Consider the following 26,762-nt stretch of genomic DNA (forward strand, 5'->3'; position numbering starts at 1 on the left):
AAATAAAAAGGTGAATAAATGCGTATCAAACCAGCTCACATACCTTATATAGCAAATAAAATAATACTTGATTTAATGCATTCTTCTTTTGTTAAAATTAAAGATGATAGTCAAAAACTTTTAAAAATAGCAAAAGAGATTATAGAAATAGATGTTTTAAACGAGCGTAAGCTTGATGAAAAAGCAAAAGAGCTTTTAGAAAGCCAGGAAGATGAAATCGAGTTTATGCAAATAGATAGAAAAAGTATGTTTTGGATGATTAAGAAAAAATTAGCAAATGAGTTTAAATTTATGCTTGATAGTGAAGATAGATACAATAACCTTTCTCATAAAATTTTAGAAAATTTAGTAGAAGAGGATTTGATAAATTATAATGTATCAGAAAATCGTGTGAAAAATCTCATTTTCTCAAGTATTATGTCTTATTTAAAAGAGTATGAAAATTTAGAAGATTTGGTTTATGAAAAAATTTCAAATTATAAAAGAAAGCTTATCCCAGGTTCTGAAGAATATGAATTGGTGTTTGAAAAGCTTTACCAAGAAGAGCTTAGAAAAAAGGGACTTTTATGAAAGCATATATTTATATAGAAAATGATGTTTTTTTAAGTGCAAAGGCTTTTGGAGAAAGTGGAACTTTTTTTGGTGAGCTTGTTTTTAATACTTCTTTAACGGGCTATCAAGAGATTATTTCTGATCCTTCATATGCGGGCCAATTTGTGGTTTTCTCAATGCCAGAAATTGGTATAGTTGGCGTTAATGATGAAGATAATGAAAGCAAAGAAGTTTTTGCTAGCGGTATGATCATAAGGGAATTAAATGAAGATTATTCTAATTTTAGAGCCAATGATTCTTTGAGTGCTTATTTGAAAAACCATGGCAAAATAGGACTTTGTGAAATTGATACAAGATTTTTGGTTAAAATGATTAGAGATCAAGGAAATTTAAGAGCTATAATATCTACTGAAATTAAAGACAAAGAAGAGCTTAAGAAAATGCTTCTTTCTAGTGCTAAAATCGATGAGGTAAATTATGTAGCACAAGTTAGCACTAAAAGCTCTTATAAGCATAATAAAGGTGCTTGGAATCATAGCAACAAAACTTATGAGAATGTAAAAGCAAATGGTAAAAAAGTAGCTGTGATTGATTATGGTGTAAAAGAAAATATTTTAAATGAACTTGTGAGTGTAGGACTTGAAGTAGAGGTTTTTCCTTATAATACCAAGGCAAAAGATTTGATTGATTTATACCAAAAAGGTGCAATTCATGGGGTATTTTTATCCAATGGACCAGGTGAGCCAAAAATTTTAAAAGATGAAATTACAGAGATTAAAAAATTAGCAGAAGCAAAAATTCCTATGCTAGGTATTTGTTTAGGGCACCAGCTTTTAAGTAATGCATTTGGTTATGAAACTTATAAGATGAAATTTGGTCAACATGGAGCAAATCATCCAGTAATTAATCTTACAAATAATACAGTAGAAATCACAGCGCAAAATCACAACTATAATGTTCCTGAAGAAATAGCAGAGGTTGCAACAATTACTCATAGAAATTTATTTGGTGATAATGTAGAGGGTGTAAAATACAAAAATTATCCTATCATTTCAGTACAACATCACCCAGAAAGCTCCTCAGGACCACATGAGAGCAAATACATCTTTAAAGAATTTTTAGAGCTTTTGTGAATTTAGATTTTATTGCTTTAGCGAGTATAGCTTTTCTTTCTAGCTTTGGACATTGTTATGGAATGTGCGGAGGTTTTGTTTTAGCTTATACTCAGCTTTCAAAGCAGATCAAACTCCCTTTTTCTCTTTTGATTTTCTCTTATCATTTATCTAGAATTTTTGCCTATGTTTGTTTGGGCGTATTTTTTGGATTTTTTGGAAATTTATTTTCTTTTAGCGAATTTGCAAAAGGTATAATGCTTTTTACTATCGGGATTTTTATGGTGGTTTTAGCTTTTGCTTTAATTTTTAAAGGAAAATTGTTAGCTTTTTTTGAAAGCTCTTTAATTTTTGACTGTGTCATTAAAAAAAACATTTCAAGATTAATTCAAAATAAGTCTTTAAAAAGTACTATTTTTTTAGGCTTTTTAAATGGTTTTGTACCTTGTGGCTTGGTGTATTTTTATATAGCTTTTGGAATGAGTGTACAAAATGTATACTTATCAGCGTTAATTATGCTTGTTTTTGGACTTTCAACACTGCCTGCTTTGGTATTTTTTGCTTATTTTTCTAAAACACTGAGTGAAAAATTTCAAAAAACAGCTAGTTTGATTTCTTATATTTTAATATTTTTTTATGGCTTGTATTTTTCTTATATAGGTTTTTCTTTAACTCGATAAAATTTATTATTTACTTATAATTCTTAATAGATGATTAATCATTGTGATTTTAAGCTAAAAAAGATGATAATTATCATATAATATAGTGATTGCATATTGCAGAAAAAAACTTAAGGAGAGGAAATGCACCCAGGAAATGCATTAAACTATGACTATACGGTTGCTAAATATTTTATGTTTGCTACCTTATTGTTTGGTGTTATTGGTATGGCTATTGGAACGCTTATCGCCTTTCAAATGGCTTATCCGGATTTAAACTATTTAGCTGGTGAATATGGCACTTTTTCAAGACTTAGACCATTGCACACTTCAGGTGTAATTTTTGGTTTTATGCTCTCAGGAATTTGGGCTACTTGGTATTATATTGGTCAGCGTGTACTAAAAGTTAGTATGGCAGAATCAAGCTTTTTAATGTTTGTTGGCAAACTACATTTTTGGCTTTATATGATCACTATGATTATAGCTGTTATTACTTTGTTTGCAGGTATTAGTACTTCAAAAGAATACGCAGAGCTTGAATGGCCACTTGATATATTGGTAGTTTTAGTTTGGGTTTTATGGGGTGTAAGTATTTTTGGGCTTATTGGAATTCGCCGTGAAAAAACTTTATACGTTTCACTTTGGTATTATATAGCTACCTTCTTAGGTATAGCAATGCTTTATTTGTTTAATAATATGGCAGTTCCAACTTATTTTGTAAGTGGAATGGGCGATTGGTGGCATAGTGTTTCTATGTATGCAGGAACTAATGATGCGTTAGTTCAATGGTGGTATGGACACAATGCTGTTGCATTTGTATTTACTGTTGGTATTATTGCTCAAATTTATTATTTCTTACCAAAAGAAAGTGGTCAGCCAATTTTCTCATATAAGTTATCTTTATTTGCGTTTTGGGGCTTAATGTTTGTTTATCTATGGGCAGGTGGACACCACTTGATTTATTCTACTGTGCCTGATTGGATGCAAACTATGGGTTCAGTTTTTTCAATTGTACTTATTTTACCTTCTTGGGGTTCAGCAATTAATATCTTGCTTACTATGAAAGGTGAGTGGAGTCAATTAAGAGAAAGTCCGTTGATTAAATTTATGATTTTAGCTTCAACTTTCTATATGTTCTCAACTTTAGAAGGCCCTATTCTTTCTATTAAATCAGTTAATGCATTAGCACACTTTACAGATTGGATTCCAGGACATGTTCATGATGGTACTTTAGGTTGGGTTGGCTTTATGACTATGGCTGCACTTTATCACATGGTGCCTAGAATGTTTAAAAGAGAACTATATAGCAAATCATTAATGGAAGCTCAATTTTGGATTCAAACTACAGGTATAGTATTGTACTTTAGTTCTATGTGGATAGCAGGTATTACTCAAGGTATGATGTGGAGAGCTACTGATGAGTATGGTAACTTACTTTATACTTTCATTGATACTGTTGAAGCTATTGTTCCTTATTATTGGATTAGAGCTGTGGGTGGCTTGTTATACTTAGTAGGATTTTTCATGTTTGTTTATAATATTTATAAATCAATTTCAGTGGGTAGAGTGCTTGATAAAGAGCCAAAAAGTGCTTCACCTATGGCAGCATAAGGAGGAAAAATATGTTTAGTTGGTTAGAAAAAAATCCATTCTTTTTTGCTGTGGCAGTATTTATAGTGATTGCATATGCAGGTATTGTAGAAGTTTTACCTGATTTTGCTCAGAATGCAAGACCAATTGAAGGTAAAAAACCTTATACAGTTTTACAACTTGCAGGACGTCATGCTTATATTAAAGAAAGTTGTAATGCATGTCATTCGCAACTTATTCGTCCTTTTAAATCAGAAACAGATCGTTATGGTATGTACTCAGTTAGTGGTGAATATGCTTATGATAGACCATTTTTATGGGGTTCAAAAAGAACAGGGCCTGATTTATTGCGTATAGGTAATTTTAGAACAACAGATTGGCATGAAAATCACATGTGGGATCCAGTTTCAGTTGTCCCTGGTTCTATTATGCCAGCTTATAAACATATGTTTAGCAATAATGCAAATATAGAAACAGCTTATGCAGAAGCACTAACTGTAAAAAAAGTTTTCAATGTGCCTTATGATACTGAAAATGGTACAAAACTAGGTACTTGGGAAGAGGCTCAAGCAGAAGTTAAAGCAGAAGCTCAAGCTATAGTAGATCAAATGAAAAATCAAGATGTTAAAGATGCGTTTGCTAGAGGTGAAATTAGAGAGATTGTAGCTTTGATTGCGTATCTTAACAGCTTAAAATAGGAAAAACTATGGATTTAGAACTAATAAGAGAGCTACAAGCTTATGGTTTTTTTGCTCTTGTAGTATTTTTAGTGGTAGTTTTATATTCTTATTGGTTTCATTTGTATAGATCTGAAAAAACAGGTAGAAGAAACTATGAAAAATACGCTGATTTGGCATTGCATGATGAAATCAGCGATCGTGTTTTAGAGCAAAATAAAAGGAGTGCTTAATGCAATGGTTGAATTTACAAGATAATGTTAATTTATTATCTTTTATCGGAGCAATTCTTATCATACTAATTACGCTTGTTGTGGTAGGAAAATTGTTTAAAAGTATGAAAGAAGAAAAGAGCCAAGGTGAACTAAGCGAGCATAGTTGGGATGGTATAGGTGAGTTTAAAAATCCTATACCACTTGGTTGGGCTGTAGTGTTTTTCTTAGCTATAGTATGGTGTATATGGTATTTTCTTTGGGGATATCCTTTAAATAGTTATTCTCAAATTGGTGAGTATAATAAAGAAGTGCAAGCACATAATGAAAAATTTGCACAAAAATTTGCAAATTTAAGTGCACAAGATAAACAAGAAATGGGTAAGAATATTTTCTTGGTTCAATGTTCTTCTTGTCATGGTATTACAGGTGATGGTATTAATGGAAAAGCACAAAATCTTAACATTTGGGGTTCAGAAGAAGGGCTTATAGAGGTAATTACTAAAGGTTCTAAGGGTATGAATTATCCTATGGGTGAAATGTTAAGTGCAGCTGATAATGGCATAGATGAGACTGATATCCCTGCAATTGCTGCCTATGTTGCTTCTGAAATTTCAGCAATTAAAAAAACTGAAAATCCTCAACTTGTAGCAAAAGGAAAAGAACTTTTTGCAACTTGTACAGTGTGTCATGGTGAAGATGGAAAAGGAACGATTGATGGACAATTGGTTGCTCCAGATCTTACAAAATATGGTAGTGCTGAGTTTGTAGTAGATGTTTTAAATCGTGGTAAAGCAGGTAGCATAGGTGTGATGCCTCATTTTAATAATGGTTTATTAAATGAGCTTCAAAAAGAAGCAGTTAGCGAATATGCAATTTCTCTTTCAAGGGGTGAATAATGGAAAATTCAAATAGATGTGTATTTTCACTTTCGGGTGTTAGTGGAATGTTAATAGCAACTGTTTTATTGCTATCGATTCTAGCTGGACTTACTGTTTGGGGTCTTAAAACACAGCAAGATGTTATGCAAAAACCTTATAAAATAGAAAATGCAGAGCAAATTAAAATGTTTGACTCTAAAAGAGAAGAACATATCATCATAAAGGAATGATTATGGCAAAAGTTCTTGAATACTTAATCATAGCTGGCTTAGTTGTAGCAGCAGGAGTTACTGCTTGGTCAGTTTTAACTGTAAATCACCTTTTTATAGGATGAAAAATATATTTAAAGGCGGTTTTTTAACCGCCGTTTTTATTTGCTTTGCTAATTTCTTACATGCTGAAATACTATTAAATGACAATATCTTAAATACTGCAATAGAACAAAATATTACTTCAAGCTCTAAGCAAATTCGTGAGTTAACCGGAGTAAATATCGCTTTGGCATTAAGTGATAAAAAAGATTTTGAAAGTTTAAAGAGCTATGAAGCTAATTTAAGTAAACCATATATTTTACTTGTATTTTCTAAAGCTTCACATAAGGTAGATATACTTGCAAGTGATGATGCTTTAGCTTTTTTTGATAAAGAAGGTGTTTTGAGTCCTTACCCTGAAAAAGGAACGATTTTGCCTATACTTGCAAATCCTAAACAAAAAGACATTTATAATGCTGCTATTTTAAATGGTTATGCAGATATTGCTGATCAAGTGGCAAATCATTTTAATATAAAACCTTTTTATGGAAATTCAAATCGTGATACTTTAAATATCATGAGAATTTTAATTTATGGCTTTTTATGTGTTGCGATTTTGATGTTAGTGCAAAGAAAAATCAAAAGGAGAAGATAAATGCAAAATCAGAAAACATTTTGGCCTTATGGTATTTTGATTTCTTTAGGGCTTATTGTTATAGCTTGTATTGTAACGATTTTTATCGCAAGCAAAGCACCTGTATATGAAGATAATTTTTATTTTGATTCTTATCAAAATGTAGAGTTAAATTATAATGAAATTCAAAACAGACAAAAGACTTTTGATGAAAATTTTAAATTAAGCATTAAAGATAAAGAAAGCTTTATACATAAGAAAAATCAAGTTTATTATATTAATGAAGGGCAAAATGAACTTAGGATTGCGATTGAAAATTTAAAAGATTACGACTTAAGTAAGCTTCAAATCCAAACCTTACTTTCGCGTCCACATACAAATGTAAATGATGAGAATTTACAAGCAAGATTAGAAGGAAGTGATTTGGTGTTTGATTTTAATATTAAAGAAAAAGGCGCATGGCAAATACTTTTAAAAATCACTCAAGATGAAAATAGCGTAGGATTTTTTAAATTCTTTTTACAGACTAAATAATGAAGCTTTTTGTTTTTAGCTCACTAAGAGCTTTAAGAAAATATTATGAGAAAAAACTACAAATAGACACTTTAGTAGATCCGGCTATGAGTATAGCTGAATTTATGCAAAAATTAGTTTTTTCTCCGCATTTTCAAGCAACTCATTATGAGTGTTTGCTTTTGATGAAAAAGGCTTGTGAACAAACCAAAAATTTAGAACAAAGTTTGAAAATACCGAGTAATTTTTTTGCATTTTTAAAAAACAATGCTTATTTATTTAGTTTTTTTAAAGAACTTAGCTTGGAGAAAAAGGATATTAGTGCTTTAAAAAATTATGACGCTTATGCTCAGTATGATGAACATTTACAAATTTTAGAAGAGCTTTTTAAAAATTATCTTACCCTATTACATGAACAAAATTTATATGATGATATTTCTTTAGTATTAGATTATGAAATTAATAATGATTTTTTAAAAAATTATGATGAGATTATTTTTGATTTTCAAGGTTTTTTGAATGCTTTTGAAGTAGAGCTTTTGTTAAAAGTTAAGGAAATACTTCCTCTTAAAGTGCAATTTAATTGTACTAAATTTAATAAAGATTTTTTAAGTTCTCTTGGCTTTTTACAAGGGCTTTCTCTTAAGGAAAATCATGCGTATTTATATGATGTAAACCAAGAACAAATATTACAAGAGTGTCCTTTTGTACAAGAAAATAAAATCACTTATAAAAGTTTTAATTTACGGTCTTTGCAAGCTGCTTTTGTTTTTGAAAAAATTAACAGCTTTTTAAAAGCTGGTATTAGTGCAAAAGATATTGTAGTGATTACTCCTGATGAGAACTTTGTAGATATTTTAAGACTTTATGATAAAAACAATGTATTAAACTATGCCAATGGGGAAAGTATCAAACATACGCTTTTTTATCATAGATTAAAGACTTTATATGAAAGTGCTAAAGATGATGAGTTTGAGTATGAGCTTAGTGAAGATTTTTTTGATAGGCAAAAGTTAAACAAGCACCTATGTAATTTGCATTTTTATCCTTCTGGTATTGATTTTATAGAGTTTAGAAAGCTTTTTGATGAAAATATCTCTTTTGATTTTTTTGAAAACTTCATCCATAATTTGCTAGAAGATATTAACAATCAAGAATTGCAAGATTATATCTATCAAGAGCTTGCATTCATTAAAGAACTTATAAAAACACATACTTTAAGTTTTAAGCAAATTTTAGAGTTATTTTTCATGCAAATTGACAATAAAAAACTAAGCAGTGTTGGCGGTGGTGAAGTTACTGTAATGGGGCTTTTAGAAAGTAGGGGGCTCAGCTTTGATGGGGTGATTATAGTTGATTTTAATGATGAGTTTATCCCTAAAAGAGTTTCAAGTGAGTTATTTTTAAATAATGAAATTCGAAAAAAAGCAGGACTTATTACTCATGCTCAAAGAGAAAATTTACAAAGACATTATTATTATACCCTAATAGCCAAGGCAAAATTAGTAGGAATTTCTTATGTAGAGAATGAAGAAAAAATCAAGTCAAGATTTTTAAGTGAGCTTGATTTTTTACTCATAGAGGATAAAACATACAGTGACAATGCCTATATCAAATACTTTCAAACACACAAGTGCGATTTTAACCTTGAGCCAATTACACATATAATGGCTAAGCATGATTATTTTAGTAAAGAGCTTACTTTTACGAGATTCCACCTTTTGATAAATTATGGCTTAGATTATTATTATAAATATGTCTTAGGACTAAAAGAACCAAAAGAATTAGAAGATACTCTTAGGGCGAATGAGCTAGGAAGTTTTATTCATAAAGCTTTAGAAAAATACTATAAACAAAACAAAAAAGCAAAATATTTTGACTATGAAAAATTTATGGATATTGTAAAAAATTTGAAAGATTACAAAATCGATGCTTTAAATTTAGCTTTAATACAAGCAATGTTTAAAGAATTTCAAGTGCTTGAAAATGAGCATTTTAAACAAGGTTTTATGGTAAGAGATTGTGAATTTTCACAAAAAAAAGATTTTATCGCTCAAAATGGAGTTAAAATTACTATTTTTGGTCGTTTAGATAGATTAGATGAAAATGAAAATGAAAAATTAGTCATAGATTATAAAACTGGGAAAATAGATGAAAAAACTTACCAGCTTGCTTTTTATAAGTTTTTATTAGAGGGTGTATACCCTTTAGAAAATATAAATGCTTGTTTTTATGATTTAAAAAATATGAAAATCGTTTATAAAAATACTGAAAGTGAAAAGGTGCAAGAGCTTAAAGACATGCTTAATGAGCTTGCAAAAGATCCTTTAGAAAAAGAATTTACTAATCAAAGAAATGATAATACCTATAGTCCTTATACCATGCTTTATAAAAAGGAGTTTAAGCTTTGAGTTGTAATTTTGAGCCTTTTTTGGCCTTAGAAGCTAGTGCAGGAAGTGGAAAAACTTTTGCATTAAGCGTGCGTTTTGTAGCTTTGGTGTTAATGGGAGCTAAGATTAATGAAATTTTAGCTCTTACTTTTACCAATAAAACCACAAGCGAGATGAAAGAAAGGATTTTTAAAACCTTTTTAGAATTTGATGTGCTTGAAAATGGAGAAAATAAAGCAGAATGCAATGAGCTTATGAGAATGCTAGGCAAAAGCAAAGAAGAGCTTGTAGATTTAAGACAAAAGCGTAAAAACGAATTTTTAAGATCTAAACTCAATATCTATACCTTTGATAGTTTTTTTTCGCAAATCATTCGTTCTTTTGCTTTAAATTTAGGTTTTATGAGTGATTTTGAGATCATAGAAAGTCAAGATAGTTATAAAAATTTCATTGCTAAATTAAACGAAGAAGAGCTAAAAAGTCTAGCGTATTACATTATCCAAACAAAAAGCAAAAGTGATTTTTTAAAAAACCTTGAAAATTTATATACCAAACATTGTGATGTTAAGCCAAATCCAAAAGCTTACCTTCCAAGCAAGGCTGCTTTAGAAAAAAATATTGATGAGTTTATAGCTTATGCAAAAAATTTAAGCACAAATAAAAATTATCTTTCAAATTTTAATTTTGAAAGAATGGAAGATTTTTTCGCTAAGCCTATTATTAGTAATTTAGATAAAAATTATTTTACTAAAGTCATTGATAATGAATTTTTACAAAAAAGAGCAGAGCTTATACAAAATGCAAAAGAATATTTTAATCAAATAGAAAATTACCGCATAAGTATGCTTGCAAAGCTTTTGAAGCATTTTAAAGAAGCAAGAAATGAAAACAATACCAAGCAAAATGCATTAACTTTTTCAGATATAGCCTTAAAAACTTATGAATTAATTAGTGATGAGGCTAATAAAGAATTGATTTATTTTAGACTTGATGGATATATTTCTCATTTATTAATCGATGAATTTCAAGATACTAATGTCTTGCAATATCAAATTTTAAAGCCTATTATCGCTGAGCTTGTTTCAGGTGAGGGTGTGAAAAAAAACAGAAGTTTTTTTTATGTAGGCGATAAAAAGCAGAGTATATATGGTTTTAGAGGGGGTAAAAAAGAACTTTTTGATAAGCTTTTAAAAGACTTTCCACAAATTAAACTAGAGCATTTAGATACTAATTATCGTAGTAAAAAAATCATTGTTGATTATGTCAATGACACTTTTAAAGATAAATTTTTTGATAGCTTTTTAAATCCTAGCTTTACTTTGCAAAAAAGCGTTAAAGAAGGCGGGTATGTAGAAATTTTGCAAAATCACATCCCTAGTAAAGATGGTTCTGTTTATGAAGCAAGTGCTAAAGAAGCTTTAAAAATCATCCATAGACTTTTAGAAAAAGGCATTAAGCTTGATGATATTTGCATTTTAGTATGGGTCAATAAAGACGCCACTTTGATTCAAGAATTTCTTGAAGAAAATGGCGTTAAAGCTTATACGCAAAGCAATGTTCCTTTGTTAGATTGTGTTAGCGTAAGAGTGCTTTTTGAGTATGCAAAGGCTTGTGTGCTTAAAGATGAGTTTAGTTTGTATTTTGTAAATGATATTTTAAAAAAAGAACTTAGCTATCTTGAGCTTGATCTAAACCGCAGTGTAGGTGAAATTTTAAAATACTTGATTGATTATTTAAAGCTTGATCTAAGTGATGTTAATCTTATCGCTTATTTAGAACATGCAAGTACTTTTGATAATTTTTTTGATTTTTTATTTAGTCCTTGTAAATTAAGTTCTTTACAAGCGCAAAATGATGGAGTTAGCATTATGACCGTGCATAAGTCTAAGGGGCTTGAATTTGAAAATTTAATCGTGCTTGATAGACTTAGTAAAAAAGCTCCAGATACTGATACTTTAATGTTTGAGTATGATTTAGAGCAGGGCTGGGAAATAAAATACAGACATAGTGCTAGAGAATACCTTGAAGATGATAGCTATAATGCCTTTTTAGACAAAAGAAAAAAACTCCAAACAGAAGATGAGATAAATTGTCTATATGTAGCACTTACTAGAGCTAAAAATTCTCTTTTTGTTATAAAAAATGATGAAAATTATAAGGGTTTTAAAGGATATTTTAAAGATTATGAAGAAAAGCAAATAGGTATTTTAGAAGAACAACTTTCAAAAACAAATGAGCCTTTGGAAAATTTAGAGCAAATAGAAAGCTTTGAAGAATTTCAAAAGGTAAATTTACAAGAAGTTAAAGTTAAAAACTATTTTACAAGCGAGCAAATACATTTTGGCTTGGCTTTGCATGAATTTTTACAATATTTTGATTTTAACACTAAAAATAATTTTGAATTTTGTAAGCAAATGGTGTATAAAAAATATCGTTTTTACTTAGATGATGAAGCTTTTAGTGAGCTTTTTAAAAGACTTACTATGCTTTTAAAAGATGAGAGTTTTAACGCACTTTTAGTGGGTAAAAAGTTACTTAAAGAGCAAATCATCACTTATAAAGGCGAGCAAAAACAGCTTGATATGCTTACATTTGATGATAATGAAGCTATCATTATAGATTATAAAACAGGTTTAAATTTAAACGAGCATAAAAAGCAAGTTTTACTTTACAAAGAAGCCATAGAAAAAATCTTAACCAAGACTTCCACTAAGGCTTTTTTGGTGTATATTCTAAAAGATAAAGTGGATGTAATAGAGGTTTAACATTATATAAGATATCTATATCGTTTTATTTTTTAAGTTGTGTATTTTTTCATACTCAATATTTTTCATATAGTGGTAAGAATATTTAAGCTTTAAATATTCTTAAATTAAGTATTAATTAAGCTAAAATAATTATAATCTCATTTTTAAAAAATTTTTGGCAAAGGTAAGATGATGACAAAGATAACAAAGCCAAACGAAGTAAAACGCGAATGGATCGTTTTAGACGCTGAAGGAAAGCGTTTTGGTCGTCTTTTAACAGAAGTAGCGACTATTTTAAGAGGTAAAAATAAACCTTGCTATACTCCAAATGTTGATTGTGGAGATTATGTAATCATTATCAATGCTTCTAAAGCAGTTTTCACAGGTGCAAATAAAGCAGAAGATAAATTATACCACAGACATTCAGGGTATTTTGGAAGTGTAAAAAGTGAGAAATTTGGTGATTTATTAGAAAAAAATCCAGTTAAATTATATAAATTAGCAGTTCGTGGTATGCTACCTAAAACAAACCTAGGTAGAGCTATGCTAAAAAAATTAAAAATTTATGCAGGTAGCGAACATCCTCATACTGCTCAAATTGCTAATAAAGGAAAATAATCATGGCAACAACATACGCAACAGGTAAAAGAAAAACCGCTGTAGCTAAAGTTTGGGTAAAAGCTGGTAGTGGTAAAATCATCGTTAACGGTATGGATTTAAACACTTGGCTTGGCGGACATGAAGCTATAAAATTAAAAGTAGTTCAGCCTTTATTAGTAACTAAGCAAGAAACTTCTATGGATATTAAAGCAACAACTTTAGGCGGTGGATACAGCGCTCAAGCTGAAGCTTTAAGACATGGTATTTCAAGAGCTTTAGCTGCTATGGATGCAGATTTTAGAGCATTATTAAAACCAAAAGGACTTCTTACTAGAGATAGTAGAACTGTTGAGCGTAAAAAATACGGTCGCAGAAAAGCAAGAAGAAGCCCACAATTCTCTAAACGTTAATCTTTTTTGGATCCATTTTTGGATCCATTTTTTCTTTCATTTTTTAAAAAAAACATATTTTTTCATATATTTTAGTTTTGTTTAAAATTATAGGATTTTTTATTTATAATAAACTTTTATAATTTCAAAGTCCGATCAGGGAAACCTCCTTTTTGTAGTAAATTTAAGCCCCTTACCCAAAAGGGGCTTATTTTATTTTAATCTTCATTTTATATAATACCCCATTTATTTTCATTTTTAAGGATAGACGATGAAAAAAATCATAGGACTGGTTAGTTTAGTTAGTGCTTTGTTTGCTTTTGATACTAGCAAAATAGAAATCACTCCAACCTTTAACTACACAACTCCAGAAGGAAATTTAGATCTTAAAAATTATGGTGGAGTGGGATTGAGATTTGGTTATCATTATGATGATTTATGGCTAGATCAGGCTGAACTTGGCTTAGAGTATTATGACAATGCAAAATATAATAATCCAAACGATAATACACATACAGATACTAGTGTTTCAAGATTTTATGTAAATGCTATTAAGGGAATTGATCTGGCTAATCATGTATATTTATATGGTTTGTTGGGAACAGGTTATGAGTATTTGAGTCATGGAGCTTATGAAAATAAAAGTGGTATGTTTGCTCAATATGGTGCAGGTTTTAAATTTGCACTTGGCGAAGACTTAGCTTTAAGACTTGAAGCAAGAGATCAAATTAAATTCAATAATGGTGAACATAATTTGATTTCTAGTGTTGGCTTGAGTTTTTATTTTGGTAATAAAGCTCCAAAAACTCCTCAAACTGCAACTAAACAAATCGAAGAAAAACCGCAAACAAAACAAATTGATAAATCATGTCCAGAACCAAGAAAAGGTGCTTTACTTGATCATATAGGTTGTGAAAAAACAATAGCGCTTGAAGGACATTTTGGTTTTGATCAAATCACTATAAACCCTGAATTTGCACAAAAAATCCAAGAAGTAGGTAAGGTTTTAGAAGAAAACCCACAATATTATACTATTTTAGAAGGTCACACAGATAGTACAGGAACTAAAGCTTATAATCAAAAATTATCATTAGAGCGTGCTAAGGCAGTTGCGAAAGAACTTGAAAAATCAGGTGTTGCTAAAGAAAAAATTGCAACTAAGGGCTATGGTTTTGAAAAGCCAAAAGTAAGCAATGATACTAAAGAAGGCCGTGCGCAAAATAGACGCGTGGAAGCAAAATTTTTCATTAAAGAATAAACTTTGTTAAAAAAGACAATTTTGTTTGACTTAGATGGTACTTTGATAGACTCTACAAGTGCCATTTTAGATGGTTTTGATGCTGCTTTTAAAGCTTTTAGTGAGCCTTTAAGAGATCATGAGGCCATTAAAGCTTTAATAGGTTTTCCTTTAGATGTAGCTTTTGAAAAACTTGGAGTGCCAAAAGAAAAAACAAGTGAGTATATTAATGCTTATAGAAGCGTATATCAAAAAATCTATATAGAGCAAACTTCTTTGCTTTCTTTGGCAAAAGAAAGTGTATATGAGGCTAGTTTGTTTGCTGATTTAGCTGTTGTAACGACTAAAAGTTCTAAATTTTCCAAACCTTTGCTAGATCATTTAGGGATAGGAAAATACTTTAAAGTCATTATAGGTAGAGATGATGTAACTCACCCAAAACCAAATGCTGAACCTATTTTATTAGCTTTAGAAAAATTATCTAAAGGTAAAGAAGATGCATTTATGATTGGAGATACTCATTTAGATATCCAAGCAGCTTGTAATGCGGGTATTAAACCCATAGCAGTAAGTAGTGGTTATGAAAGCAAAGAAAGTTTAGCTAAATTTAAAATTCCACTTTTTAAAAATACTTATGAGGCAATAGAGCACATAAAAAATATCCGATAATTTCACACTCAAACCCCATACTCATAAATAATAAAAATTTTTTATCATTGTTTAAGACAATTCAAGATAAAGTAGCTATTGATTTTAAGTAATTATTTTAATTATAAGGATAATTAGATGAGTAAAATAATGAAAACAATGGATGGTAATGAAGCAGCAGCTTATGCAGCTTATGCATTTACAGAAGTTGCCGGAATTTATCCTATTACCCCAAGTTCACCAATGGCAGATTATACTGATATATGGGCTTCTCAAGGTAAAAAAAACCTTTTTGGAGTGCCGGTTAAAGTTGTAGAGATGCAAAGTGAAGCAGGAGCGGCAGGGACGGTTCATGGTTCTTTGCAAGCTGGCGCTTTAACTACTACTTATACTGCCTCTCAAGGGCTTTTACTAAAAATACCAAATATGTATAAAATCGCAGGTCAGCTTTTACCTGGGGTTATCCATGTGGCAGCTAGGGCTTTAGCTTCTCAAGCATTATCTATTTTTGGAGATCATCAAGATGTTTATGCTGCAAGACAAACAGGCTTTGCTATGCTTTGCTCACATTCTGTGCAAGAAAGTATGGATTTAGCAGGTGTTGCACACTTAGCAGCTATTAAAGGTAGAGTACCTTTTATGCATTTTTTTGATGGTTTTAGAACAAGCCATGAAATCCAAAAAATTGAAGTAATGGATTATGCGCATTTTGATCGTTTGCTTGACCGTGAAGCTTTGATGGAGTTTAGAAATTCCTGTCTAAATCCAGAAAATCCAAAAACAAGAGGTACAGCTCAAAATGATGATATTTATTTTCAAACAAGAGAGTTGGCAAATAAATATTATGAAGCTATTCCTGACATTGTTAATGAATATATGCAAGAAATTTCAAAAATTACAGGAAGAGAATACAAGCCTTTTGTATATTATGGGGATAAAAATGCAACACGCATTGTAGTAGCAATGGGTTCAGTGACTGAAGCTTTAAAAGAAGTTGTAGATCATCTAAACAGTAAAGGCGAAAAAGTAGGGGTTTTAAAAGTTCATTTATATAGACCATTTAGTTTAAAATATTTATTTGATGTAATGCCTCAAAGTGTTGAAAAAATTGCTGTATTAGATAGAACTAAAGAGCCAGGTAGTTTAGGTGAGCCACTTTATTTAGATTTGAAAAGCGCATATTATGGAAAAGAAAAAGCACCTTTAATCGTTGGTGGTAGATATGGACTTTCTTCAAAAGATGTTGATCCTGCTCAACTTCTAGCGGTTTTTGAAAACTTAAATCAAGCAAACCCAAAAGATGGTTTTACCATAGGAATTAATGATGATGTGACCTTTACTTCATTGCCTGTGGGAGAAAAAATTTCTTTGGGTGATGAGAGTACTATAGAGTGCCTATTCTATGGACTTGGTGCTGATGGTACTGTAGGGGCGAATAAAAACTCTATTAAAATTATAGGGGATAAAACAGACTTTTATGCACAAGCTTATTTTGCTTATGATTCTAAAAAATCGGGTGGTTATACAAGAAGCCATTTAAGATTTTCTAAAAAACCTATCACTTCAACTTATCTAGTTTCTACACCGCATTTTGTAGCGTGTTCAGTGGCTGCTTATTTAGAAATTTATGATGTTTTAGCAGGCATTAGAAAAGGTGGAACTTTCCTTTTAAATAGTATTTGGAGTGCGCAAGAGACTATTAAGAAGATTCCAAATGCAGTAAAAAGGGTTTTAGCGCAAAAAGAAATTAATTTTTATATTATTAATGCTACAAAACTTGCTAGAGAAATAGGACTAGGTAGTAGAACAAATACAATTATGCAATCAGCGTTTTTCAAGCTTGCTAATATCATTCCTTTTGAAGATGCGCAAAAATATATGAAAGAATTAGCTTATAAATCATATAGCAAAAAAGGTGATGCTATAGTTGAGATGAATTACAAAGCTATTGATGTGGGTGCAGATGGACTTGTAAAAGTTGATATTGATCCTTCTTGGGCAAATTTAGCTGATGAAGTTAAAGAAGAAACTATAGCCTATAAAGGCACTGAATTTGTTGAAAAAATCGCAAAACCTATGAATGCAGCCAAGGGAGATGATTTACCAGTTTCAGCATTTTTGGGTTATGAAGATGGTAGTTTTGAGCATGGTACTACTGAGTATGAAAAAAGAGGCGTTGGTGTTATGGTGCCAAGATGGATAGAAACTAATTGTATTCAGTGTAATCAATGTGCTTCAGTGTGTCCGCATGCGGTTATTAGACCTTTCTTGATTGATGAAGAAGAATTAAACAATGCTCCAGCAGGTGTAAAAGAACATAGTTTAAATGCAAAAGGCGTAAAAGAGCAAAAATTAAATTTCAAAATTCAAGTTTCGCCACTTGATTGTACAGGTTGTGAGCTTTGTGTGCATGAGTGTCCAACTAAAGAAAAATCTTTAGTAATGGTTCCACTAGGTGAAGAGCTTGATCATGGTGAGCAGGAAAATGCAGATTATTTATTCAAAAAAGTAAGCTATAAAGATAATATCTTAAATAGAGAAAATGCAAAAGGTATTCAATTTGCTCAACCTTTATTTGAATTCCATGGAGCATGCCCAGGGTGTGGAGAAACTCCTTATATCACTTTAATCACTAGATTGTTTGGTGAAAGAATGATTATCGCTAATGCGACAGGTTGTAGTTCTATTTATGGTGGTTCAGCTCCTTCAACTCCATATAGAAAAAGTAATAAAAATGGTCATGGACCAGCTTGGGGTAATTCTTTATTTGAAGATAATGCTGAATTTGGTCTTGGTATGAAAATAGCAACTGAAACAACAAGACATAAAATTGAGCAAATCATGAATGAAAGTATGCAAGAAGTTCCTAATGCGCTTTCTGCATTATATAAAGAATGGATTGCAAATAAAGAAGATTCTAAAGCTTCTTTAGAGCTAAGAGATAAGTTAGTGCCATTGCTAGAAGAAAATAAACAGATTAAAACTGTAAATGATATTTTAGAACTGAAAAGCTATTTAAGTAAAAAATCACATTGGATTTTTGGTGGTGATGGTTGGGCTTATGATATAGGTTATGGTGGGCTTGATCATGTTTTAGCAAGTGGTGAAAATGTAAATATTTTAGTGCTTGATACTGAAGTATATTCTAATACTGGAGGTCAAAGCTCAAAATCTTCAAGAACAGGTTCAGTAGCTCAATTTGCTGCAGCAGGTAAGCCAGTGCAGAAAAAAGATCTAGGTCAAATTGCTATGACTTATGGTTATATTTTTGTAGCTCAAGTAAATTCTAATGCAAATTATGCGCAATTGTTAAAAGCAATAATAGCAGCAGAAGCTTATGATGGACCTTCTTTGATTATTGCTTATTCTCCTTGTATAGCTCATGGTATTAAAGGTGGGCTTGGAAATTCAGGAAATCAAGCAGAACTTGCCACAAAATGTGGATATTGGCCAACTTATATTTATGATCCACGTTTAGAAGCAGAAGGTAAAAATCCTTTAACAATTTCTTCTAAAGAGCCTGATTGGGATTTGTATGAAAGCTTTTTAATGAATGAAGTGCGTTATAATTCTTTGAAAAAATCAAATCCTGAGCAAGCAAAAGAATTATTTGAAAAAAATAAAGCAGAAGCACAACGCCGTTATAGACAACTTAAACGTCTAGCAAGTGCTGATTTTAGTAATGAAAATTAAAATTTGCTTCGATTTTTACTTGTGAGTTTATGGGTGCTTAGCGCTTTTGGTACTAAGTACCCATTTTTGAATCAAGATTGCAGTAATATTGATTTTTCTTTGATTCAAGATCCTTTTTTTCAAAAGACTACAAATATAAAATCTGATTTTTCTTTGCAAGCTATCATTTCTAATAAAGTTAAGATTAATGATAAATGGTATGCTTTAAATGATGATATTGAAGGTTTTAAGATTGTTGAGATTAAAAATTCTCAAGTTGTATTGATAAAGGAAGAAAAAATCATGGTTTTAAAATTGTATGAAAAAAATAATATTTTTATTTATTAGCATCTTAACTTTTACAAATGTTTTTGCTTCACAGTGTCATCAACGCTTTTTTGATATAAGTGTAGAAAATAAAACTTCTTTGATTGAAATTTTAAATGAACTTGGTAGAGAATGTGGTTTTAGTATTATAATAAAAGATTCATTAGCTAGAGAAAAGTTAAATCATACTCAAAATTATTTGCACATAAGAAAAATGTCTTTAAGAGAAATTTTTAAACTTTTATTGATGGAAAATAATCTTGCTTATGAGTATGAAAAAAATATTTTAAAAATTTATGGAAGACAAGTTAAAACTTTTAAAGTGCATTATATAAGCTCTATTAGAGAAGGGCAAAGTATTACCAAAGCTTCAGTGGATTCAAGACCTAAACAGGGCGATTATGATAGTGCTAAAGAAGCAGATAATTTGGTCATTAGCACGGATAAATTTGATTTTTGGGAAAAAATTTCAGAAGAAATACAAGCTTTATTAGATGAAAATACAACTAAGCCTATTATTAATACTAATGCAGGGATTATCACTTTAAATGCTACTTTGTATGAGCTTACAAGGGTTGAAAAATATTTAAAAGATTTAAATAAAAGACTTAAAAAACAAGTTTTAATTGATGTAAGTATAGTTGCAGTACATTTAAATAAAAGTCATTCAAGCGGGATTAATTGGCAAGAGCTTGCTTTTAAACTTAATGGAGATGATAATGATTTTATAATCAATAAAGGCGGTGTTAAAAATATTAATCTTAAAGCTAATGTTGAAACTAAGGCTATTTTAAATTTATTACAAGAAAATGGCAAAACTACTGTACTTTCTAACCCAAAACTTATGGCACTTAATAATCAGCAAGCTATTATTTCCATAGGTGATACGATTAATTATCAAGTAAAAGAAAGCTCTAAGGGTACTGAAAATGGTACAACTATTAGTGAAACTTATAATAATTATTCTATTTTTGTAGGAATTTTACTAAATATTTTGCCAGAAATTTCAGATGATCATAAAATCATGCTTAGGATTAATCCTAGTTTGAGTGATTTTAAATATAGTGTTGATAATCATAGACAAAATAAACCAAGAAATATAGCACCAGATACTATACAAAAAAAGCTTTCTACTGTAGTTGAAGTTGATGATGGACAAACTTTAATTTTGGGTGGATTGATTAGTAAAAATACGATTAGTAACCATAATGAAGTAAGTGCTTTATCTAAAATACCACTTTTTGGTGCTTTATTTCAAGGAAAGCAAAATTTAGAAGATATTAGTGAAATAGTTTTTATCATCAAGCCAAGTTTAATAAGAGCTGATAAAAAAGTATTAAGTTTGAAAGAATTAGGTTTTGAACATGAAGATGATATGTTTTAATTTTTTAATTTGTTTGTCTTTTTTAAATGCAATGAATATTCAAAATGAAAGTTTTGAGCAAAATGTATTCTATGAAAAATTTATTAATCATCCAAGTTATGAAAATGCTTTAAATTTGGCTAAATATTTTTATCAAATAAAAGATTATCAAAAGGCTGTTTTTTGGGCTATTGAGGCAAATGAATTTGAGTTGTTGGAAAAAGAAGCATGGCTAGTTTTTATCAATGCTAAATTAAAACTTGGAAAGCATGAAGATGCTTTAAGAGCTAAAGAAGAGTATGAAAAACTTTTAGGAAATTATTTTGAATGATGCAAAAACAATAAAAGCTTTAAATGAACTTTCTTTGCAAGAATTGGCTTTAGAGTATAAATTAGAAATTTTAGACTTAAATCAAACTCTTAAAATAGAAAAATATCTCCATGTTCTGCCTTTTTCTTTAATAGAACAATATAATATTTTTTGTTTTTATGAAGATGATGAAAATATTCATATAGCTTCTTTAAAACCTTTAGATGAGAGTATTTTAGAAAAAATACAAAATTTATACCGCTTAAAGGTTATTAAAATTTTTCTTTGTGATTTTACACAATTTAAATTCTTACTAGAAAGGATTAAATTTTTAATTTGCTTTCAAAACTATCTTGATAAATTAGAGCTTAATTTAAAAAGTGATGAAAATAAAGATGAGTTTTTATTAGAGCAGTTTTTGAATTTAATTTTAACTTATGCTTGTTTTTTAAGAGCAAGTGATATTCACTTGGAGCCTTTGGAAAATGAAGTTTTGATAAGATTTAGAATAGATGGAGAATTAAAATATATCCATAGTCTTGATGTGGATTCTTATCAGGCTTTATTAATGCATATAAAAATCATTGCCTTGCTTAATGTAGCCGAACAAAGACAAGCTCAAGATGGGAGTTTTTCTAAGATAATTTTAGAGCAAAAGTATGACTTTAGAATTTCAATTATGCCTTTGTTATTTGGGCAAAGTGTGGTGGTTAGGATTTTAAAACAAGATGAGCATGTTTTAAAACTTGATAGACTTTTTATTAAAGAAGAAAATTTAATCTATTTGAAAAAATACATGAACGCACCTTATGGTTTGATTTTATTTTGCGGGCCAACGGGGAGTGGTAAAAGCACTTTTATGCATGCTATTTTAAACGAGCTTGATCAAAATAAAAAAATCATTACTCTAGAAGATCCTATAGAATATAAACTTAAACATGCTCAGCAAATTTTGTTAAATTCTAAAACTGGTTTTGATTTTCACAAAGCTTTAAGAGCGGTTTTAAGGCAAGATCCTGATGTGATTATGGTGGGTGAAATCAGAGATGAGGAGAGTTTGGATATAGTTTTAAAAGCTTCTTTAAGTGGACATTTAGTTTTAAGCACCTTGCATACTAATGGTGCTATAGAAGCTATTTTTAGAATGAAACACATGGGTGCAAAAGAGTATTTAATAGCCTATGCGCTTAATTTGATCATAGCCCAACGTTTGGTAAGAAAATTATGTGAATGTAAAGTAGCTAACGATGAAAAATTTCATTTTCAAAATCAAGTTTTTGAAGGAAAATTTTATAAAGCAAAGGGTTGTGCTAAGTGTATGTATAGTGGATATAAAGGGCGTTTAATGGTGGCTGAGTTTTTATTTTTAGACCATAATTTAAAAAGTATGATAGAAAATAATGCAAATTATGAAAATATTTTAACATATGCTTTAAAAAAAGGCTTTTTAACTTTAGGTATGGATGCTTTGGAAAAAGTTAAGCTTGGTTTAACAAGTGTAGATGAGCTAAGAAAGATTGGTTTTTGAAAAAATTTATTATTTTTTATGCTTTAAACAAAGAGCAAAAGCAAAGTATAATTAAAGCCAAAAATCTATATGAAGCCAGAAATCTTGCACAAAAATCATTTGAAAATATAATTAGTGTTGAAGAATACTTTGGGACAACAAAACATAAAATTAAAGAAGAAGAGCTTATTTTTATCCTTAAAGATTTAAGTATGATTTTAAAAGCAGGATTAAGCTTACAAGAAGCTATTTTAGAATTTGCAAGATCAAATCATGATGCGCATATAGCTAAAACATTTAGTGTGATTTATAATAAACTCAAAAATGGAAGCTCTTATAATGAAGCTTTTAGAGGTGTTTTAAATTCTAGAGAATGTGCTGTTTTAAAAATTTGTGACGGTAAGGAGGATTTATATAGGGCTTTTGAGATTATCATTAATCTAAAAGAGAAAAACCTTCATAGTTTTAAGCAGTTTAAAAAGTCTATAACTTATCCACTTTTTGTTTTTACATGTATTATTTTAGCTTTTTTTGTACTGATGATTTTGGTTTTGCCTGAATTTAAAACTTTATTTTTGCAACTTGAACTAGATTTGCCAAAAATCACTCAAATTCTTTTTGTTTTAGGAGATTTTTTTAAACATTTTTATGTATTTATTTTATTAGGTATGGGATTTTTTATAATGCTTGCTTACTCTTTTAGAAAGTATTTGTTTTTTCATAAAATTCTTTTTTATTCTCCCATTTTTGGAAAGATAATATTTTATCAAGATAAATTTTGTTTTTTCTTGATTTTTTCTTATTTATTGAAAGCAGGGGTGGATATAAAAAGAGCTTTTGAGCTTGCTTGTGAAGGTATAGAAAATCAATTTTTTAAAAACAAAATGTTTATTATAAAGACCTCATTTGAATCAGGACTTGATTTAGGTCAAGCTTTTTTCAAAATAAAGCTTTTTGAATCTTTTGCGATAAGAATGTTAAATTTAGCTTTAAAAAGTTCTAAACTAGATGAGAGTACTTATGAGCTTGCTTTATTTTATGAACATAAAAAAGAAAATTACACTCAAAGACTTTTAAGTGTTTTAGAGCCTTTGATGACAATTTTTATGGCGAGTTTGATTTTAGTTTTAGCTTTGGGTGTATTTTTACCTATGTGGCAAATTAGTCAAGGAATTTAAGCAAGATAATCATAAGCAACCTTAGCTATAGTTAAAGCAACCATAGTTAAAAAGAGTTTTTTGATAAAAGTTCCTTGTGTTTTTAAGACTAGTTTTGAGCCTACAAAGGCACCTAAGACTTGGCCTATACCCATTAAAATACCAACTTTCCAAAGTACTTCATAAGAGTATAAAAACACCCCTAAAGCCACTACATTGCTAGTGAAATTTAAGATTTTAGTATTAATGCTTGCATTTTTCATACTAAAACCAAGAAATATTACACAAGCAAAAATCCAAAAAGACCCAGTTCCAGGCCCTAAAAAGCCATCATAAAAGCCAAGCAATAAACCAAAAGTGACTTGAAAGCTTGTGGTACTCATTTTTGCTTCATTATGAACATTTCCTAAATTAGGCTTAAAAATAGTATAAAGAAAAACTAAAGCTAGGCATATTAGCACAATGATTTTAACAGCGTTTTGATCTATTAGTAAAACTGCATAAGTACCAATAACAGCTCCAATTGCGGTAAATAAAATACCTAAAGCAATTTTTTCTATATTCATATGTTTTCTATAAGATAAAACCGCAGTAAGTGAGCCAAAAGTGCTTTGAAGTTTATTGGTAGCTAGGGCTAAATGAGGAGGGATCCCGCAAGCAAATAAAGCAGGTATAGTAATAAGTCCACCACCACCTACAATCGCATCAACACAGCCTGCAAAAGCAGCAACAAAAAATAAAATCACATAATAAGTTAATTCAAGCTCCATAAGCTTTCCTTGTTTTGTCCGATTCTATATAGAGCAAAATCATATTTTATAGGATCTTGTGGATCAAATTTTTTAAGACTTTGAGTAAGCTCTAAAACACTTTTGAAATCATAAATCTTACGCTTTAAAAGCTTAAGTTTTAATGAAACTTTATGAGTATGGGTGTCTAAGGGTATAAGTAAATCTTTTTTATCGATATTTTTAAACAAACCCAAATCAAGCTCATCTTTTCTTACCATCCACCTAAGATACATATTGTATCTTTTTAAAGGACCTTTTGGAGTTTTAAATTCTTTTGAAAAGAAAAACTCATAACCATAGCTTTTATAAGGATTAAGTTTATAAATTGTTTCTATAAAAGCTTTTATTGCATGTGTGATGTTTTGCTCTTTTTGATAAGTTTTAGTGAAAATATTTTCTATACTATCTTCATTTTTTAAGCGTTTAAGTGTGATAAAAATTTGAGCTATATCTTGAGAGTTTTGAAAGCGGTATTTTAGATCTTTGCATTCTTTTTTAATAATCTCATCATTTCTTTCAAGCAAGGAAAAATCAAGTTTTTTTAAAAAATTTACAATATTTTTAGCATTTCCATAAGCAAATAAAGCGCAAAGCAAAGCTATGGTTTCATCTTTATAAACACTTGCAATTTGTAAAGGATCAGGATGAGAGAAAAGCTCTTTTTGAGTATTTTTACTTAAAATAGCCTCATCTAAAAGAGCTTTAATTTGCATTAAGATTTTAAACCAAGTAAGGTTTCAAGCATTTGATCAACAGTAGTTACGATTTTAGCTGCAGCACCATAACTTGCTTGATATTGTATAAGCGCTGCTAATTCTTCGTTAGTATTTACGCCACTTTTTGATTGATATTCTGCATAGGCTGTATTAAATACCGTCATATTAGTTGCATGCGCAAAACCATTGCTTTCAGCATCTGAAGCAATTTGACCTGTAAATTTTCTATAATATCCATCTAAAGACATAGTATCAACTGTACCATCTTTATTATAAAAATTTACTTTTTGATTTTGAAGTTGCAACATAGCATTGGCTACATCATTGTTTCCATCAACTCCATTTGAGCTTGCTTTTAAGCTATTTGGATCATTTCTAATGCTTGAATTTACATTGATATTGCTTGCATCTTGACCATTAAAAAACGAAGATACATTTAAAGCACCTGGGAAATTTGTACCATTGTCTTTAAAAGCTATTTTATAACCCTTTTTTAAGCCATTGATTTGGAAATTTCCGCTATCACTTTGTCCATCATAATGATAAAAGGCTTGAAAATAATCATTTAAATCATTACCAGGTTTTCCATCATGGTTGTCATCTATATCCGCATTGATTTGCTTAACAACATCTTCTATGGTGGTATTAACATCAATTTTTATAGTTCTAGTAGCTACTGCATTGCCTTCTTCATCATAAATTGTGATGTCAAAGCTTCCTGCTTGGATATTTTTATCATAACTCATTAAAGAAGTATCAGGTTTTAAGCTTTTTAAATCATCCGAATTTACTTTATCAGTTGCCGCTTGAGCATAGACATTATTAGTTTGAGTTATAAGTGTTTTTGTAAAGGTATTGAGCATATCTTTATACTCTTGCAATTTTCCATCGCTGTAAGTATCGTGATTGCCATCATAGTTTCTACCTCTAAGGTCAAGCTGAGCTCCAAGTTGTCCACCTGAAATTTTACTAGTTAAATCATAGCGGTTTTCATCATTTACTTCATAATAAATTTGATAAAATCCATTAGGATTATTATCATCTAATTTTAAAGGATGAAAGCTAGAGCCATTGACTATGCTAAAACCTTGAATACTTAAATCATAATATCTTCCAGAATCAGTCATAGTAGATTCTAGGGTGCTATCTTGAGAGCTTTTCCCTTTCCAAGCTACTGCATCAACTAATTTTGAAAGTCTAAGTTCAAGTTCATCTCTTCTATCTCTTAATTGATTAGCATTATCAGTAGGTAAAACTTCTTCGTTTTCAAGTTGTTTGTTGATATTTGCAATTTCTTGACCAATATTATTGATCTCATCTACAGTTTGTCTGATTTGCTCGTTGATAGTTTGTTGCATTTTGCTAAGATCTTGTAGGGTTTTTTGTATGTTTTGAGTTAATGTATTTGCACTATTAACAAGATCTATTTTACTTGCTCCATCACTTGGATTAGAAGCAAAATTATTCCATGCATCATAATAATTTTTATAATCTTGTAAAATACCAGTTCCTTGCATATCAGGAAATCTTTGGCTTGCTTCTTGTAAAATTTGTCCTAAATAATTTGTATAATTTTGTTGAGTAGTGGCATTTTTTAACTCATAATAAGAGTGCTCATCGTGCAATCGTTTTATGGTATCAATTTGTGTACCTGTTCCTAAGTGTAAACCACCTCTATCAAGAGACATACCCGAGCTTTGTACAGCTCTTTGTCTAGTGTAAAATACCGCGTCTGCATTGGCAATATTATTGCCTGTTGTGTTAATTTGAAGCTCAGCAGCTCTTATGCCACTAACTCCGGTATATAAGCTATCAAAAATTCCCATG

26 protein-coding genes are annotated in these 26,762 nt (G+C 30.0%); 23 read left to right on the forward strand and 3 right to left on the reverse strand.

All coding sequences use genetic code 11. From position 1 onward, the window contains the following. Positions 1-18 precede the first annotated feature (18 nt). The 23 genes from L8U98_RS01200 (at position 19) to L8U98_RS01310 (ending at position 23,449) form a co-directional block, all read left to right on the forward strand. The gene (locus tag L8U98_RS01200; protein WP_039617626.1) at positions 19-570 is read left to right on the forward strand and encodes a DUF507 family protein; all 552 of its coding nucleotides are present in this window, start codon (positions 19-21) and stop codon (positions 568-570) included. Then, entirely contained in the window at positions 567-1,685 is a 1,119-nt protein-coding gene (carA, locus tag L8U98_RS01205) for a glutamine-hydrolyzing carbamoyl-phosphate synthase small subunit (RefSeq protein WP_263708606.1), read from the forward strand. Before L8U98_RS01200 ends, carA begins: the two co-directional genes overlap by 4 nt. Next, positions 1,682-2,344, forward strand: coding sequence for a sulfite exporter TauE/SafE family protein (locus L8U98_RS01210; protein WP_263724602.1), 663 nt, complete (start codon positions 1,682-1,684; stop codon positions 2,342-2,344). Before carA ends, L8U98_RS01210 begins: the two co-directional genes overlap by 4 nt. A gap of 123 nt (positions 2,345-2,467) precedes the next feature. Continuing rightward, the gene (gene ccoN / locus L8U98_RS01215; RefSeq protein ID WP_263663810.1) at positions 2,468-3,934 is read left to right on the forward strand and encodes a cytochrome-c oxidase, cbb3-type subunit I; all 1,467 of its coding nucleotides are present in this window, start codon (positions 2,468-2,470) and stop codon (positions 3,932-3,934) included. Positions 3,935-3,945: 11 nt separating this feature from the next. Beyond that, on the forward strand, positions 3,946-4,611 hold the full coding sequence (gene ccoO, locus L8U98_RS01220; RefSeq protein WP_149062087.1) for a cytochrome-c oxidase, cbb3-type subunit II: 666 nt from the start codon (positions 3,946-3,948) through the stop codon (positions 4,609-4,611). Between the two features lie 8 nt (positions 4,612-4,619). Beyond that, entirely contained in the window at positions 4,620-4,823 is a 204-nt protein-coding gene (locus L8U98_RS01225; RefSeq protein WP_039617636.1) for a cytochrome c oxidase, cbb3-type, CcoQ subunit, read from the forward strand. Beyond that, positions 4,823-5,701: a cytochrome-c oxidase, cbb3-type subunit III gene (gene ccoP, locus L8U98_RS01230; RefSeq protein WP_263724601.1), complete on the forward strand. Its 879-nt coding sequence runs from the start codon at positions 4,823-4,825 to the stop codon at positions 5,699-5,701. The genes L8U98_RS01225 and ccoP overlap by 1 nt, the downstream gene beginning before the upstream one ends. Continuing rightward, on the forward strand, positions 5,701-5,913 hold the full coding sequence (locus tag L8U98_RS01235; RefSeq protein WP_039617641.1) for a DUF4006 family protein: 213 nt from the start codon (positions 5,701-5,703) through the stop codon (positions 5,911-5,913). The genes ccoP and L8U98_RS01235 overlap by 1 nt, the downstream gene beginning before the upstream one ends. A 2-nt stretch (positions 5,914-5,915) precedes the next feature. Further along, positions 5,916-6,017, forward strand: a complete 102-nt coding sequence (locus L8U98_RS01240; RefSeq protein ID WP_149062088.1) for a hypothetical protein — start codon at positions 5,916-5,918, stop codon at positions 6,015-6,017. Then, complete coding sequence (locus L8U98_RS01245; protein ID WP_149062089.1) at positions 6,014-6,589, forward strand: hypothetical protein; 576 nt, start codon at positions 6,014-6,016, stop codon at positions 6,587-6,589. The genes L8U98_RS01240 and L8U98_RS01245 overlap by 4 nt, the downstream gene beginning before the upstream one ends. Further along, on the forward strand, positions 6,590-7,102 hold the full coding sequence (locus L8U98_RS01250) for a FixH family protein (RefSeq protein ID WP_263724600.1): 513 nt from the start codon (positions 6,590-6,592) through the stop codon (positions 7,100-7,102). It begins immediately after the preceding gene. Further along, positions 7,102-9,492, forward strand: a complete 2,391-nt coding sequence (locus L8U98_RS01255; RefSeq protein WP_263724599.1) for a PD-(D/E)XK nuclease family protein — start codon at positions 7,102-7,104, stop codon at positions 9,490-9,492. Before L8U98_RS01250 ends, L8U98_RS01255 begins: the two co-directional genes overlap by 1 nt. Continuing rightward, on the forward strand, positions 9,489-12,236 hold the full coding sequence (locus L8U98_RS01260) for a RecB-like helicase (protein WP_263724598.1): 2,748 nt from the start codon (positions 9,489-9,491) through the stop codon (positions 12,234-12,236). The genes L8U98_RS01255 and L8U98_RS01260 overlap by 4 nt, the downstream gene beginning before the upstream one ends. Positions 12,237-12,410: 174 nt before the next feature. Then, the gene (gene rplM / locus L8U98_RS01265; protein WP_039617653.1) at positions 12,411-12,836 is read left to right on the forward strand and encodes a 50S ribosomal protein L13; all 426 of its coding nucleotides are present in this window, start codon (positions 12,411-12,413) and stop codon (positions 12,834-12,836) included. A 2-nt stretch (positions 12,837-12,838) separates the two neighbouring features. Then, positions 12,839-13,228, forward strand: a complete 390-nt coding sequence (gene rpsI, locus L8U98_RS01270) for a 30S ribosomal protein S9 (protein WP_039617655.1) — start codon at positions 12,839-12,841, stop codon at positions 13,226-13,228. Positions 13,229-13,478: 250 nt separating this feature from the next. Next, the gene (locus tag L8U98_RS01275) at positions 13,479-14,465 is read left to right on the forward strand and encodes an OmpA family protein (protein ID WP_263724597.1); all 987 of its coding nucleotides are present in this window, start codon (positions 13,479-13,481) and stop codon (positions 14,463-14,465) included. A gap of 3 nt (positions 14,466-14,468) precedes the next feature. Next, positions 14,469-15,113, forward strand: coding sequence for an HAD family hydrolase (locus L8U98_RS01280; protein ID WP_263724596.1), 645 nt, complete (start codon positions 14,469-14,471; stop codon positions 15,111-15,113). A 117-nt stretch (positions 15,114-15,230) separates the two neighbouring features. Further along, the gene (nifJ, locus tag L8U98_RS01285) at positions 15,231-18,785 is read left to right on the forward strand and encodes a pyruvate:ferredoxin (flavodoxin) oxidoreductase (RefSeq protein ID WP_263724595.1); all 3,555 of its coding nucleotides are present in this window, start codon (positions 15,231-15,233) and stop codon (positions 18,783-18,785) included. Positions 18,786-18,851: 66 nt separating this feature from the next. Further along, entirely contained in the window at positions 18,852-19,112 is a 261-nt protein-coding gene (locus L8U98_RS01290; RefSeq protein WP_263663819.1) for a hypothetical protein, read from the forward strand. Continuing rightward, the gene (gene mshL, locus L8U98_RS01295; protein ID WP_263702492.1) at positions 19,084-20,475 is read left to right on the forward strand and encodes a pilus (MSHA type) biogenesis protein MshL; all 1,392 of its coding nucleotides are present in this window, start codon (positions 19,084-19,086) and stop codon (positions 20,473-20,475) included. The genes L8U98_RS01290 and mshL overlap by 29 nt, the downstream gene beginning before the upstream one ends. Then, complete coding sequence (locus tag L8U98_RS01300; RefSeq protein ID WP_263678566.1) at positions 20,456-20,785, forward strand: hypothetical protein; 330 nt, start codon at positions 20,456-20,458, stop codon at positions 20,783-20,785. Before mshL ends, L8U98_RS01300 begins: the two co-directional genes overlap by 20 nt. Continuing rightward, positions 20,778-22,292 (forward strand): GspE/PulE family protein, encoded by a 1,515-nt coding sequence (locus L8U98_RS01305; protein WP_263724593.1) that lies wholly within the window; start codon positions 20,778-20,780, stop codon positions 22,290-22,292. Before L8U98_RS01300 ends, L8U98_RS01305 begins: the two co-directional genes overlap by 8 nt. Beyond that, positions 22,289-23,449 carry a type II secretion system F family protein gene (locus L8U98_RS01310; protein WP_263724592.1) on the forward strand — a complete coding sequence of 387 codons (1,161 nt, stop codon included), beginning with the start codon at positions 22,289-22,291 and terminating at the stop codon, positions 23,447-23,449. The genes L8U98_RS01305 and L8U98_RS01310 overlap by 4 nt, the downstream gene beginning before the upstream one ends. Here L8U98_RS01310 and L8U98_RS01315 read toward each other — a convergent pair. From L8U98_RS01315 to flgK, 3 genes are read right to left on the reverse strand one after another with little or no spacing between them, the layout of a single operon-like run. Further along, the gene (locus L8U98_RS01315; RefSeq protein ID WP_263724591.1) at positions 23,446-24,198 is read right to left on the reverse strand and encodes a TSUP family transporter; all 753 of its coding nucleotides are present in this window, start codon (positions 24,196-24,198) and stop codon (positions 23,446-23,448) included. The genes L8U98_RS01310 and L8U98_RS01315 overlap by 4 nt on opposite strands. After that, positions 24,183-24,932 carry a TIGR02757 family protein gene (locus tag L8U98_RS01320; protein WP_257403646.1) on the reverse strand — a complete coding sequence of 250 codons (750 nt, stop codon included), beginning with the start codon at positions 24,930-24,932 and terminating at the stop codon, positions 24,183-24,185. The genes L8U98_RS01315 and L8U98_RS01320 overlap by 16 nt, the downstream gene beginning before the upstream one ends. Then, on the reverse strand, positions 24,932-26,761 hold the full coding sequence (gene flgK / locus L8U98_RS01325; RefSeq protein ID WP_263724590.1) for a flagellar hook-associated protein FlgK: 1,830 nt from the start codon (positions 26,759-26,761) through the stop codon (positions 24,932-24,934). Before flgK ends, L8U98_RS01320 begins: the two co-directional genes overlap by 1 nt. Position 26,762 lies beyond the last annotated feature (1 nt).

It is taken from the genome of Campylobacter sp. RKI_CA19_01128 (genome assembly GCF_025771175.1).
GTDB lineage: Bacteria > Campylobacterota > Campylobacteria > Campylobacterales > Campylobacteraceae > Campylobacter_D.